The 13542-nt window shown below is 63.4% G+C and carries 10 protein-coding genes; 5 read left to right on the top strand and 5 right to left on the bottom strand.

Going from position 1 to position 13542, the window contains the following annotated elements:
- Positions 1-2: 2 nt before the first annotated feature.
- Both AC1PPK_RS06040 and AC1PPK_RS06035 read left to right on the top strand, forming a co-directional pair.
- Positions 3-773: a ParA family protein gene (locus tag AC1PPK_RS06040; protein WP_079434801.1), complete on the top strand. Its 771-nt coding sequence runs from the start codon at positions 3-5 to the stop codon at positions 771-773.
- Positions 774-781: 8 nt separating this feature from the next.
- Positions 782-1651, top strand: a complete 870-nt coding sequence (locus AC1PPK_RS06035; protein WP_481116934.1) for a ParB/RepB/Spo0J family partition protein — start codon at positions 782-784, stop codon at positions 1649-1651.
- A gap of 242 nt (positions 1652-1893) precedes the next feature.
- Here the strand turns inward: AC1PPK_RS06035 and AC1PPK_RS06030 are convergent, their stop codons facing one another.
- On the bottom strand, positions 1894-2109 hold the full coding sequence (locus AC1PPK_RS06030) for a hypothetical protein (protein ID WP_481116933.1): 216 nt from the start codon (positions 2107-2109) through the stop codon (positions 1894-1896).
- A gap of 98 nt (positions 2110-2207) precedes the next feature.
- Entirely contained in the window at positions 2208-2855 is a 648-nt protein-coding gene (locus tag AC1PPK_RS06025) for a Crp/Fnr family transcriptional regulator (protein WP_481118186.1), read from the bottom strand.
- Positions 2856-2898: 43 nt separating this feature from the next.
- Here AC1PPK_RS06025 and AC1PPK_RS06020 point away from each other — a divergent pair, with 43 nt between their 5' ends.
- From AC1PPK_RS06020 to AC1PPK_RS06010, 3 genes are all read left to right on the top strand, one after another.
- The gene (locus AC1PPK_RS06020; RefSeq protein WP_481116932.1) at positions 2899-4893 is read left to right on the top strand and encodes a CHASE2 domain-containing protein; all 1995 of its coding nucleotides are present in this window, start codon (positions 2899-2901) and stop codon (positions 4891-4893) included.
- A 165-nt stretch (positions 4894-5058) separates the two neighbouring features.
- Positions 5059-8457: a FecR domain-containing protein gene (locus AC1PPK_RS06015; RefSeq protein WP_481116931.1), complete on the top strand. Its 3399-nt coding sequence runs from the start codon at positions 5059-5061 to the stop codon at positions 8455-8457.
- 52 nt (positions 8458-8509) lie between these two features.
- A complete protein-coding gene (locus tag AC1PPK_RS06010) occupies positions 8510-8929 on the top strand; it encodes a hypothetical protein (RefSeq protein ID WP_481116930.1) in 420 nt (139 codons plus the stop codon).
- A 431-nt stretch (positions 8930-9360) separates the two neighbouring features.
- Here the strand turns inward: AC1PPK_RS06010 and AC1PPK_RS06005 are convergent, their stop codons facing one another.
- Genes AC1PPK_RS06005 through mrdA form a run of 3 tightly spaced genes read right to left on the bottom strand, consistent with a single transcriptional unit; the run spans position 9361 to position 13535 of the window.
- Positions 9361-10452 carry a septal ring lytic transglycosylase RlpA family protein gene (locus AC1PPK_RS06005; protein ID WP_481116929.1) on the bottom strand — a complete coding sequence of 364 codons (1092 nt, stop codon included), beginning with the start codon at positions 10450-10452 and terminating at the stop codon, positions 9361-9363.
- Between the two features lie 43 nt (positions 10453-10495).
- Entirely contained in the window at positions 10496-11638 is a 1143-nt protein-coding gene (gene rodA / locus AC1PPK_RS06000) for a rod shape-determining protein RodA (protein ID WP_481116928.1), read from the bottom strand.
- The gene (gene mrdA / locus AC1PPK_RS05995) at positions 11631-13535 is read right to left on the bottom strand and encodes a penicillin-binding protein 2 (RefSeq protein WP_481116927.1); all 1905 of its coding nucleotides are present in this window, start codon (positions 13533-13535) and stop codon (positions 11631-11633) included. The genes rodA and mrdA overlap by 8 nt, the downstream gene beginning before the upstream one ends.
- Positions 13536-13542: the final 7 nt, after the last annotated feature.

Genomic DNA, 13542 nt, shown 5'->3' with positions numbered 1-13542 from the left:
GCATGGCCCGCATTTTCTGCATCGCCAACCAAAAGGGTGGGGTCGGCAAGACGACCACCTGCGTCAACCTCGCCGCCGGCCTGGCGGCCGCCAAGCAGCGCGTACTGCTGATCGACCTGGACCCCCAGGGCAACGCGACAATGGGTAGCGGCATCGACAAGCGCACCCTCGGCAAGTCGGTCTATCACCTGCTGGTAGGCCTGTGCACCGTCGCCGAGGCCCGCGTGCGCTCGGAAGCCGGCAAGTACGACGTGATCCCCGCCAACCGCGATCTGGCTGGCGCCGAAGTCGAGCTGGTCGGCCTCGAGCGACGCGAGAACCGCATGCGTGACGCGCTTGCGCTGCACGCCCAGGAATACGACTTCATCCTCGTGGACTGCCCGCCGTCCCTGTCGCTGCTGACCCTCAACGGCCTGTGCGCCGCCCACGGCGTCATCATCCCGATGCAGTGCGAGTACTACGCGCTGGAAGGCCTGTCCGACCTGGTCAACTCGATCAAGAAGGTGCACGCCAACCTGAACCGCGAACTGGGCATCATCGGCCTGCTGCGCGTCATGTTCGACCCCCGCGTCACGCTGCAGCAGCAGGTTTCCGCCCAGCTCGAATCGCACTTCGGCGACAAGGTCTTCAAGGCCGTCGTACCGCGCAACGTGCGCCTCGCCGAGGCCCCCAGCCATGGCGTGCCCGGCGTGGTGTTCGACCGCAGCGCCAAGGGCGCCCAGGCCTACCTGGCCTTCGCCAAAGAACTGATCCAGCGGGTCAAAACCCTCTAACCGACACCATGGCATCTCCGAAACTCAAAGGCCTCGGCCGCGGTCTCGACGCGCTCCTCGGCGGCAATGCCGAGCCGGAAAAGGCCGAGGGCGAACTGCAGATCCTCCCCGCCTCCGAACTGCAGCCCGGCAAGTGCCAGCCGCGCACGCGCATGGACCCGGGCTCCCTGGAAGAGCTGGCCGCCTCCATCAAGTCTCAGGGGGTCATGCAGCCCATCCTGGTACGCCAGATCGGTGGCGCCTTCGACGCCAAGCGCTACGAGATCATCGCCGGCGAACGGCGCTGGCGCGCCGCTCAGATCGCCGGCCTGTCCGCCGTGCCCTGCCTGGTGCGGGATATTCCGGACGAAGCCGCGCTGGCGATGTCCCTCATCGAGAACATCCAGCGGGAAGACCTCAACCCCCTCGAAGAGGCCGCCGGCATCCAGCGCCTCATCGACGAGTTCGGCATGACCCACCAGCAAGCCGCCGACGCCGTCGGGCGCTCCCGCCCGGCCGCCTCCAACCTGCTGCGCCTGCTGCAACTGGCCCCGCCTGTGCAGGAACTGCTGATGGCCGGTGATATCGACATGGGCCATGCGCGGGCGCTGCTGCCCCTCGATGGCGCTACGCAAATCGGCCTGGCCAACCTGATTGCCGCCAAGGGCCTGTCGGTACGCGACGTCGAGCGCTTGGTGAATCAAGCACTCAATCCCCACAACAAGCTGCCGCCCCCGCCACCTGACCGGGACATCCTGCGCCTGCAGGAAGACATCGCCGACCGCATCGGCGCAACGGTGAAGATCAAGGCCAACAAGAAAGGGGTTGGCGCAGTGACGATCGAGTTCGGCAGCCTGGACCAGCTCGATGGACTGCTCGAGAAGCTGAACCTGAAGTAAGCAAAAATGCTCGTGCGGGCGAGTTCACTCGCCCCTACGACTTGTCCTGCCCCAGCAACTGCTTGAGCAGAGAGCGCTTGACCTCCTGCCGTTTGGCCCCACCCGATTGTTCATGGGGGCCCGCCTTGCGCAGCAAGGCCGGAACGACAAGGGGATTCCGCGGCCCGCCCTTCCGAACACCGTCCGGATTACGGAACACCAGCTTCTGACGCGTACCGAGAGTCCGATTGGCCATCGCGCAGTCAGGGCTTGCGGCGATGGGCTGCGCCGACAGCGGCGAGCTCCTCCAGCGTGGCGGCTTCCGTCACACCGGAAATCTCGGCGAAACAAGTATCGAGCGGGCACTCACGGCCCGGCGGACAACCATGCTCCAAGGCACACTGAAGCTGGGTCTGGTCAGTCAAAACCATCTCATGGACGGCTTCGCAGCGACTGATGGGCGAATCGATGAAGCTCATGATATTCCTCCCGTCGATGCTTCCAGTGTAGCCCAGGCGTGTTAAATTTCCTTGCAAAGAGAAGGGTTTTACTCTCACCAGAGCACATCCACCATGCCTTACCAGCTCTGGGGCAATTTCTTGCACAGGATAATGCGTTGCTGCTCGATCTCGATGTAACCACCGGCAACCAGATCGCGGAGAATACGGTTCACCATCTCTCGCGAGGCGCCCACCATATTGGCGAGGTCCTGCTGGGTCAGGCGGCGGTCGATCAGCATCATGCCATCCCGCTCGACTGCCATCGTTTCGAAGAGCCGGGCGATCCGCCCGAACACATCGACGAGCGCAAGTGCCCGGACATTGTCAGTGAGCAGGCGGATCCGTGCCACCAGGTTACGTACCACCATCTGCATGCAGGTCGGATCAGACTCGATCAGACTCAGGAAGGCCGTGCGCGGGATCTGCAGTACTTCACTGCGCGTCACCGCAATGACGGATGCAGAACGTGGCGAATCGTCCAGCAGGGCGAGTTCACCAAAGTAATCCCCCGGATCGAGGAGGGAAAGGGTGACCTCCCGCCCATTGTTATCCGTGAGAAAGGCCTTGAGGGACCCGCTTTGCACAACAAACAGACTGCTGCCTTCATCCCCCTCGTTGACCACGATGGTGTTGGCTGCAAAGCTGCGTATGCGCGAACGCTCCTTCAGCGTCTTGACCTGTATGTCATTCAGGCCTGCAAACAGATCCACCCGCTCAAGATACATCACCGACTTTCCCCCATGACCGAACAGTTCTGACCCCTGTCCCGTGCCGTTCCCCGACAAACCCCTCACCGGGCTTCTTCTGACCACACTGCTCGTACTGGCAGTGGTTTTTTTCTCTCCAGCCCAGGAACTCGAGAACGGCACAGGCCTCGATTTGCTTTATGCGCTCCGTGGTCCTCGCCCGGCGCCTGAATCCGTTGCGATTATAACCCTCGATTCCCGCTCAGCCCGGGACCTCGGTCAGTCCCCCCGTCCCGAACGCTGGCCCCGCATCTTACATGCGCGCCTCGTCAATGGCCTGGCCGAGCGGGGCGCCAAAGCCATCGGTTTCGATGTGCTCTTCGAGAGGGAACGCGAACCCACCGACGATCAGGCCTTAGCCGCGGCCTTGCGCAAAGCGGGCAACGTAACGCTCATTGAAGGCGTCAGCCGCGAGTCCGTCACCGGCCCCCGCGGTGAAATCCTGGCCAGCATAGACCACATTACCCAGGCCCAGCCCCTGCTGCGCGATGCCGCCTGGGCCAACGGCCCCTTCATCATGCCGAAAACGCCGGACGGCGTCATCGAATTCTGGAGTGCCGTCCCCAGCGTCGGCGACCGACCTTCCCTCCCATTCCTGATGGCTCGGCGCATGGGTCATCACGACGCCCGGTCGGCGAATGCGCAGCGCCGCATTCTCAACCTCTATGGCCCGATCGGCAGCATTCGTACGATCCCCTATTCCACCGCCCTGGAACTGCTCACCGACCCATCTGCCGGGGACGCGGCATTCCGTGGCAAGGCGGTACTGATTGGCTTTTCCGAGTTCAACCAGTCGCGCCAGGCCGACATGTTCCGAACACCTTACAGCACACCGGACGGCCTCGACCTCAGCGGCGTCGAACTGTGCGCCACCGCGCTGGGCAATCTGCTCGAAGACTCCAGCCTGGAGCGCCCTCCCACAGGGGCCACGGCCGCTGGAGTACTCATCTGGGGACTGCTGCTCGCACTCCCGTGGCGCTTTGCCGGCACTCGGCGAGCCCTGGCGATCACGCTGGGCCTTGCCCTTGCTTGGCTCGTCGTCGCCTGGGCCTGCTTCACCTGGGCGTATCTATGGCTGCCCGTGATCCTGCCCGTCGTCATTGCCCCGCTGATTGCCTCGGCCGGGGGCATCACCCTGCAGATGCGCGCCGCCCGGCAACGGGAACGCCAACTCGTCAGGGCCCTCGACCGGGGGCTCAGCCACCAGGGCAATGCCAAGCTCGCAGCACTGCTGCAGGGCCACGATGGTGGCCGCACGGCCCACGGGGTCTGCCTATGCAGCGATATCGAATCCTATACCAGCCTGTCCGAGGGGCTTAGCCCGGAAGCTACCCGCAACATGCTGAACAGCTATTTCGCGATATTCATCCCGCTCATCGAAGCCCATGGCGGGCATGTCATGGACATCGTCGGCGACTCCGCCATGTGCCTCTGGCTGGCCGACGACTCCGCCGCGGACGCCTGCAGCCGGGCCCGGGCCGCTGCTCTGGCCCTACATCTGCACATGAATGAGAGCAGAGCGCCAGGGACACTGAAAACACGCTTCGGCCTCCACTATGGCCCGGTTTTTCTCGGCGAAGTCGGAAGCGATCAACATCGGGAATTGCGAGTGGTCGGCGACATCGTCAATACTTCCAGCCGCATCCAGGGCGGCAACAAGCCACTCGGGACGCGCATCCTGGCATCTGCGGCCGTCGTATCCCACGGCCGTGACGGCGCGGAACAAGGTTATGCCCGCGCCCTCGGGGCTTTCGCCCTGATCGGCAAACGGGCGCCACTGGAACTCCATGAAATCCTTCCCGCACCACTCTCTCCGGACTTGGGAAATGCCTTCGAAACGGCGCGCAATGCTTACATCAGCGACGCACCGGAGGCCGCAGTTCCCCACCTGCAACGTCTGCTGGAGCAATTGCCAAACGATGGTCCGGCTCGCTTCTACCTGCAGCGCTGTCATGACCGCCTGGCTGGCTCACCAGTTCCTGACCGCGACGGGCATATCGTCATGACCAGCAAATAGGCCGACATCGAAAGCCATGTAACAGATCGATACAGTTAGCATTTTTTCTCAACAAGACAATGACTTAAAGACCGATCAAATGCGCATTTCGCGGCGATTTACAGTTAGTATTGCGTCTGAAACATCTAGTCAAATGCTTCATAAATTCGATTCGGTACAGTTGTAATGGAGCCTACCCTCCCAGCCCAGGGCACTTTTTTGCTACGCCCACACCAGTTTGGCCTAGCTATCGCGTGCGCCGTCGTGGCGCTCGAAGCGGGAGCTACCTGCGAACCGAAAGCCGGTACCCTGACCGCCGTCGAAGGGCGAGTCGAAGTCCGTAGCAACACAGGCGGTAACTGGCAGGCTGCAACACTCCGCCAACCCCTGTGTCCAGGCGACCAGGTTGCCGTACGTGGCCCTGGTCGCGCGGCAGTGGTGCTGAGCCAGAATGTTCTGGTCCGTCTGGACCAGAACACCACGCTGACACTGCCGCCAGCCGCTGATAGTGGGGAATTGGGCCTCAGCCGCGGGATCGTTCACGTCATCAGCCGCTTCAGCAAACGCTTCGGCGTGATCACACCGTTCGTCAATGCGATGGTGGACGGTACCGAGTTCACCGTCGCCAGCCATGAGCAAGACGCCCAGGTCGTGGTCGCCGAAGGCCGCGTCCGTACTGGCAATGCCGCAGGCGAGAAAGTCCTGGGGCCTGGCGAGGCCATTGAGGCCCGCGCTGGCAGCGCGCCCGGCAGTATTACAGTACGCCCCCTGGATGCGGTCGCCTGGGCCATTCACTACCCCCAGGTCGCGCGCCTTGGCAGCAAGGAGCTTTCCCTCCACCCCGAGGCGCTGCGACAGAAACTCGAAACAGCCCAGCGCGAAGCTGATCGGGGCCATTTCCTGGCCGCCCTCGATGCCCTCGGACAGACACCGACCCCCGATCCCGCAGTCGCAGCCCTCAAAGCCGGCATCCTCCTCGGCCTCGGCCGAGTCGACGAAGCCAGTGCCCTGCTGTCGTCCCACACCCAGCAAAACCACCCGTCGCTGGCGGCAACCTCGGCCATCGTGCACGTAGCCCGCAACGAGAATGCCGAGGCAGAAGCAGCAGCCCGGCAAGCGGTTGCCCTCGACGAAACGTCCGTTGCCGCCCAACTGGCCTTGAGCTACGTCCTGCAAGCCACCCGCCACCTGCCGGAAGCCCGTGCCGTGGCGGAGCATGCCACCCTGCTGGCCCCCAACGACCCTGTGGCATGGGCGCGACGTGCCGAGCTCGAACTGAATCTCGGCAATGCCGCCGCCGGTGGAGAAGCTGCCCACCGCGTCCTGTCCCTGGATCCTGACACCCAGCGGGCCCGTGCGCTGGCCGCCTTCGCTCGCCTGCTGCGCAGCGAGACTGACGCCGCCCGCGACGAATTCCTGGCAGCACTCGAGACTGACGACAGCGACCCTTTGACCCATTTCGGGCTCGGACTGGCACTCATGCGCCTCGGCGACACCGAAGGTGGGCGCCGTGAAGTCGAGATCGCCGCCCTCCTCGACCCCAGCAATGCCGAACTTCGCAGCTATCTGGGGCGCGCTTATCTAGAAGAAGCACGCAACAAGGTGGCTGGCGCCCAGTTCGATCTGGCCCGTCGCCTCGATCCGGCTTCGCCGACGCCCTGGTACTTCGACGCCTTTCTGAAGTTGCTCGAACGCGAACCCCTGGCCGCCATCCGCAACGGCGAAGAGGCCCTCGCCCGCAACGACAACCGCAGCATACTGCGCTCCAGCGAATTGCTCGACCAGGATCGGGCCGCACGCACAGCCAGTCTCGGCGCAGCCTACCAGCAGGTTGGCTTTGCCGCCGCGGCCCAGGCGACGGCGATCAACGCACTCAACGACGACGTGCAGAGCGCATCGGCTCATCGCCTGTTAGCTGACGCCTATGCGGAAACACCACGCTTCGAGACGGCCCGTCTGGGCGAACTGCTACAGGCCCAGTTGCGTCAGCCTATCGGCCAGTGGCCCCTGCCGCCCCAGTTCGTGATGCCGCCGCTGCCCACTCTCGACGGACCGCGTGCCGCGTCCCCGGAAGAAGCCACCTCCTTCTTCGACCGCAAGCCGGACCGCTTTGCCGCCACGCTGGCGGTCGGGACCAGCGAAACCCAGTCGGGAAGCCTGCTCGCCTCCCATTCGTGGGAACGCGGACAAATTTCCCTTGGAGCCTTCGACTACCGCGGCCGCGGCCTCAAGGAACGCATGGCCGACACCCATCTGAGCGGCGGCCGCATCAATGCCCAGTTCGCGCTGACGCCCGATACCATGGTTCTGGGAGAGATCCGTCACAGCGAGCGCAACGGCGGCGATATCGACAAGTCCCTGTTCGATGGCCCGATCAATACAGACCATCGCATCATCAACGACCTGTACCGCGTTGCCCTCCGCCATACCGTCGGCAACGGCGAAGAATTCATCGCAGAAGCCAGTACCCAGCGCATCCGGGAGCGCGTCGAGGATCTCTTCCAGAGTAGCGGGATCGACAACAACATCGATGCAACGCTGGGGCAGCGCAGCAAAGCCATGTCGGCCCTGTATTCGCGGCAACGGGAATGGGGTAGCGTCGCCACTGGCGCCACGGCCTTCCGCCTCGCCGGAGCCCGCGACGCTAATCTGTCCTTCGCCCCCAGCGCAGCCCCTGACATGCTCCTGGGCGCCTATACGCTCCCGACCGTGCAACTCCGGAGCGACCGAGACACCGTGTTCAGCTACGGCCAGTGGAGGCTGACCCCGGTCGTGACCCTACATGGCGGCGCCGAGTATGTCCGTCTGGACGAACTCAACAACACCAAGAGCGAACGCATCAACGGCAAGCTGGGGATCGTCGCTCGCTTGAACAACGGCACCACCTTGCGCGGAGCGTTCTTCCAGGGTGTTTCCGGCTCGAAATACGATCGGGAAAGCCTCGCCCCCACGCAGTTTGCCGGCTTCAACCAAGTCTTCGACGACCCCAACGGCACTCGTTGGCGACGCGCTGCTGCGGGGGTCGAACAACGCTTCGGCAATGGCATCAACACCGGTCTGGAAATCTCCGCCCGCCACATGGGCGTACCGATACCGAACTTCTTCAGCAGTTCCAATGACCTCGAGGCCTGGAAAGAGCAACTTCATCGTGCGCATCTCACCCTGCCTCTCGGCCAGAAGGTTGCGTTCAGCCTCGAATGGCGCCATGAAGAAATCAAGGCCCCGGACAACACTGCCCTGCGAGACAGCTTCAATCCCTACAAGGTCCGTACCAATCTGATTCCGGCCCGGCTGTGGTTCAAGACCGGTCCCACCGACACTCTACTCGAGCACTGGACCGTCGATCAGCATGCCGCACTGCTGTCCAGTGCGGGGAGCGAAACCCGCGCCCAATCGAAATTCTCGGTCACCAACCTTCGTTTCTCCGTGCCCATGGCGAGCAATCGCCTAACCCTGTCTCTCGGCATATACAATGTATTCGATCGTCAATTCCGCTTTCAGAATACCGACCTGAACGGCGACCCTCGGGTCCCCCTGTTCTACCCCCAGCGCACCGTGCTGCTGCAGGGCAATCTGCGTTTCTGAACACGGAGCTTGCCGCTCGTTCATCGTATAAACCATCTGGAGAACCAAAAGAATGAGGCTGTTTCCGACTCAACGCACCTTCCGGCAACTCACGCTGATCGCCGCTGGCCTGATGGGCTGTGCGCTGATCCAAGCGCCTGCGTTTGCCACCGGCAACCTGGGGCAATTCACCAAGGGCGCGCTGGCCCCTGCCGACATCACCGGCGCCGTGGTTTTCGGCAAGAACGGGGAAGTCATCCCGCTCGACGCCAAGGGCAAACCTGCCAAGGCCTGCGTGATGTCCAAGCTGGCAACTGATGCGGCCAAGGCCAAGAAGGTCGCGCTGCCGGAATGTGAAAGCGGCAACGCCCAAGGTGGCTCCGACAGCCCCAAATCCAAGGACGGCACGCCCTGCCAAGGCTCGTACATCGTCTGGATTGGTGGCGTTGCCATCAGGGTCTGGTACCCCGCCGGCTGCACCCCTCCGTACTGATCTTCCCGCAACGAAATGGGCCGCATCGGCGGCCCATTTCATTTGGAGGCCTGCGCAATTCAATGCCCCGGCAAGCGGCTCGGATGAAACCGAAGATGATAGCTGCGGATGTGCCCCCAAAGCACCGCGAGCAAATCGATTTCGTCCGGAATATTCTCCAGATCAAACTCCAGGCATGTCTCGCCGCCCCCCGGCGAATTGCTGGAACTCAGGTTGCCAGCGGCACAGGGTAATGCAGGGCGGTAATGAAGTAGTTGGGCCATAGTTCCATGCGTCCGGAAAGCACGGGCCATCGAATTAGAAGAGTCATAGGGAACAACTGACTCGACCCGTAGCCCTGAAGCTTAGGCGCAACACCCGGAACACGAAGCCGGCAAAGTCACCCTTCCCATGTGAAGGGTGTCACTCAGCGAAGGAACACTGGCTGACGCTTAATCAGTCCGCCCCTTGACGACCGGCTTCAACTTCAAAGTCGTGGCAATGCGGTCGGCCATCTCCCGCGCTTCCAGCGCAGACGCGAATGGTCCCAGCTGAAGCCGGTACTTACCCTCGGAAGCCAGCACCGACACTGACTCCTTGAGCGATTTGAGCTCATGCTCGACGAAGCCCTTGAAGTTCTCGGCATTGACGGACGAGGCAAACGCCCCCAACTGCAGGAACACCCCCTCACGCTCCGGGCGCGGCACGCTGGAATAACCCGGACTCTGTGCAAGCTGCGGCACCGCCGTCGCCGCCACCACGGGCTCAGCCGCAACCCTCGGCGCAGCAGGAGCAGGAACAACCGCCGCCACACTGGCCGGCGCAGCGGCCTGCTGGGGACGGGACGCATGCACGACAGCCGGCACAGCCGCCTTCCGGCGCGCCAGCGGCGGCACCGGTTGACGGGGCTGGACCATCGCCACCCCTTCGGGCAAGACCAAGGAAAGTTCTACACTAGCGTGCCCTTGGTCGGCAAAGCCGAGCTTGTAGGCGGCGGCATAGGAGAGATCAATGATCCGCCCTGGATGAACTGGGCCACGATCATTGATACGGACGATCGCCGAACGCCCGTTGGCCAGATTGGTCACCCGCACATAGCTGGGGATCGGCAGGGTCGGATGGGCACCGGTCAGCGCGTACATGTCATAGGGATCACCACTGGACGTACGGCGCCCCTGCAGGGCCTTGCCGTACCAGCTGGCCGTCCCCCTCTCGCGGAAGGCTCCCGCATTGTTCCCCAGCACGGCACCACGGGCGAGCGCGTAGTCGCCCCCTTCATACACCGGGGCGATCAGCTCTCCGCTTTCGTCGGACTGGGCCGACGCATCCTCGCCTGTTCCATAACGCAAGCGGCCACTAGTGAAGGACGACACTTGAGCCGGCCTGAGGCCTGTCTGCAGGGTCTGGGCATGCAGCACCCCGGCAGCCGGGGCATCGACCACCGGACCTTGTTGCGGGAGACCGGCACAGCCGGTTAGGAGCAGAGCGCTACCAAAGGGCGCCAGCGCAAGGCAGGCGCGACGTAACATCGCTACAGGGGGCATGGACGCTCTTCCTGTTCGGGCACGCGCTTCGGCGCGCGCGGGTTCAGGTGCCTACCCGACGCCGATGACGCTGTATGCTCATGAGCATGCCAACGCCAAGACAAAGGGTAACGAGTGCAGTGCCGCCGTAACTGACGAAGGGTAGCGGAACTCCAACAACGGGAAGGATTCCGCTCACCATGCCCATGTTCACAAACGCATAAGTAAAGAAGATCAGCGTCAGGGCGCCGGCAAGCAGGCGCGAGAACAGGGTCGGGGCACCCGCGGCAATAAAGAGGCCGCGAAAGATCAACAGGATATAAAGTACCGCAAGAAGCAGGGCGCCGGCAAGTCCAAATTCCTCGGTGAGCACCGCGAAGATGAAGTCCGTATGACGTTCAGGCAGAAAATCCAGGTGTGTCTGGGTGCCCTTGCCCCACCCCTTGCCCGTCACGCCGCCCGAACCGATGGCAATGGTGGACTGGATGATGTGGAAGCCCTTGCCGAGCGGGTCGGAAGTCGGATCGAGCAGCGTGCACACCCGGTGTTTCTGATAATCCCGCAGGCCCGGCCACACCACATCCGGCTGACAGATGGTGTCGCCCATCGCAACAATCGCCCCGACACCGACGATGCCAACCAGCGCCACTGGCAGGATCAGACGCCAGGTCAGGCCAGCAAAGAACAGCACGTAGAAGCCCGCCGCCGCCACCAGGATCGCTGTGCCCAGGTCGGGCTGCTTGGCGATCAAACCCACCGGCACCAGCAGCAGCGCCGCAGCCACGAAGAAATCCCGCACCCGCAACATGCCTTCCCGACTCTGAAAATACCAGGCCAGCATCAGCGGCATCGCGATCTTCATCAGCTCGGACGGCTGGATGCGCGCCACGCCGATGTTCAGCCAGCGCCGCGCTCCCTTCGACACATCACCGAACAAGGCCACCCCGATCAGCAGCAGCACGCCCAGCACGTACAGCGGCAGGGCCACGCTCATCAAGCGCTGGGGCGGAATACGTGCGGCAATCCACATCACCACGAATGCCACCCCGATATTCATCACGAGGGTATCCAGGCGATCCGGCGACGCGCTGACCATAACCACCGTGGAAAAGCTCAGGATCGCCAGCACGATCAGGGCCAGCGGCCCATCCAGCGGCGAGAGAATTCCCGCCAGCCACTTACGGAAGCTGAAGCGGAAATCAGTCACCGCCGCTATCCCCCGTCGAACCTTCCGCCGCAGGATCCTCCGCCGCCATTCCGGCCGGCAGCTTGCCAAGCAGGTAGTAATCCATTACCGCACGGGCGATCGGGGCCGCCGACTGGGCTCCAAAGCCGCCGTTCTCCACCAGCACCGCCAGCGCGATGGTCGGCTTGTCAGCCGGCGCAAAGGCAATGAACAACGCGTGGTCGCGCAGGCGCTCATTGATCTTCGCCGAATACTTGCCGCCCTTCAGCGAAAATACCTGGGCCGTACCGGTCTTGCCAGCCGCCAGATAGGGGGCACCAGCGAAGGCCCGTGCGCCGGTCCCCTCCTTGTTTACGCCCACCATCGCCCGCCGGATCGTCTCCAGATGCTCCGGTTTGATCGGGATGGTCTTGATCGGCTCCGGTTCGATGGCGCGGCGGGAACCATCCTTCGCGCTTTCGATGTACTTGACCAGGTGCGGCTTGTACATCACGCCGCCCGCCGCCAACGTGGCGGTGGCATGCGCCAGCTGTAGCGGCGTGTAGGCGTTGTAGCCCTGGCCGATGCCGATGGAGATCGTCTCGCCACCGAACCACTTCTGCTGCTCCGGCCGCTTGAAGCGCTTGCGCTTCCATTCCGGCGACGGCAGCACGCCAGTGCTCTCGCCTTCGATGTCGATGCCGGTGCGGCTACCGAAACCGAACTGACCCATGATCGACGCGATCAGGTCGATGCCCATGTCGTTGGCCAGGCGGTAATAGTAGGTGTCGCAGGACTGTACGATGGAGCGGTACATGTCCACCATGCCGTGACCACCCGGCTTGTCGTCGCGGAAATGGTGACCACCGAAATCGTAGAACCCCGGATCGGCGATTGCCTGGCCCGGCGTGCGCTTGCCGCTCATCAGCGCCGCCAATGCAAGGAAAGGCTTGAAAGTCGAGCCCGGCGGATAGGCACCATTGAGCGCCCGGTTGACCAGCGGATGATCGGGCGAGTTGTTCAGTTCATCCCAGTCCTGAGCCCCGATGCCATCCACAAACAGGTTGGGGTCAAAGGTCGGCACCGACACCAGCGCCAGGATGCCGCCGGTACCTGGCTCGATGGCAACCAGGGCCCCGCGCCGGTTGCCGAAGGCCTTCTCGACCACCTCCTGCAGCTTCAGGTCGACGGTCAGGATCAGGTTGTTGCCCGGCGTCGCATTGGTCCGCCGCAAGCCCCGCACTGCGCGCCCACCGGAATCCACCTCGACCTCCTCGAAGCCGGTCGTGCCATGCAACTCCCGCTCGTAGCTCTTCTCCAGGCCGGCCTTGCCCATGTGGTCGGTGCCACGGTAGTTGGCCGAATCGTCGTTCTCCTCGATGCGCTCCAGATCGCGATCGTTGATGCGGCCGATGTAGCCGACCAGATGGGCACCCAGGTTGCCCATCGGATAATCGCGGAACAGACGGGCCTTCAGCTCGACGCCCGGGAAACGATAGCGCTGGGCGATGAAGCGGGCCACCTCCTCGTCCGACAGGCGGTTGCGAATCGGCAGCGACTCGAAGCTCTTGCTTTCGTCCATCAGCTTCTTGAGACGCCGGCGGTCCTTCGGCTGGATGTCCACCAGCTTGGAGAGCGCCTCGATCGTCGCATCCAGGTCCGCCACCTTGGACGGTGTGATCTCCAGTGTATAGGCCGAGTAGTTACGGGCCAGTACCGTACCGTTGCGATCGAGGATCAGCCCACGGTTCGGCACTACCGGCACAAGTGAAATCCGGTTGTCTTCGGCTCGCGTGGAGTAGTAGTCGTAACGGACCACCTGCAGGTAGAAGAAGCGCGCCGCCAGCAGCGCGAAGCACACCACCGCCACGACGCCGGCCACCGCCAGACGGCTGCGGAAACGGGCCAGTTCCTGCTCGGGAGTACGAATACCGCTCATGACATGT

Source organism: Zoogloea sp. JDB1 (assembly GCF_056724025.1).
The sequence above is the reverse complement of the archived record's forward strand: the minus strand, read 5'-3'. Positions and strand labels throughout refer to the sequence as shown.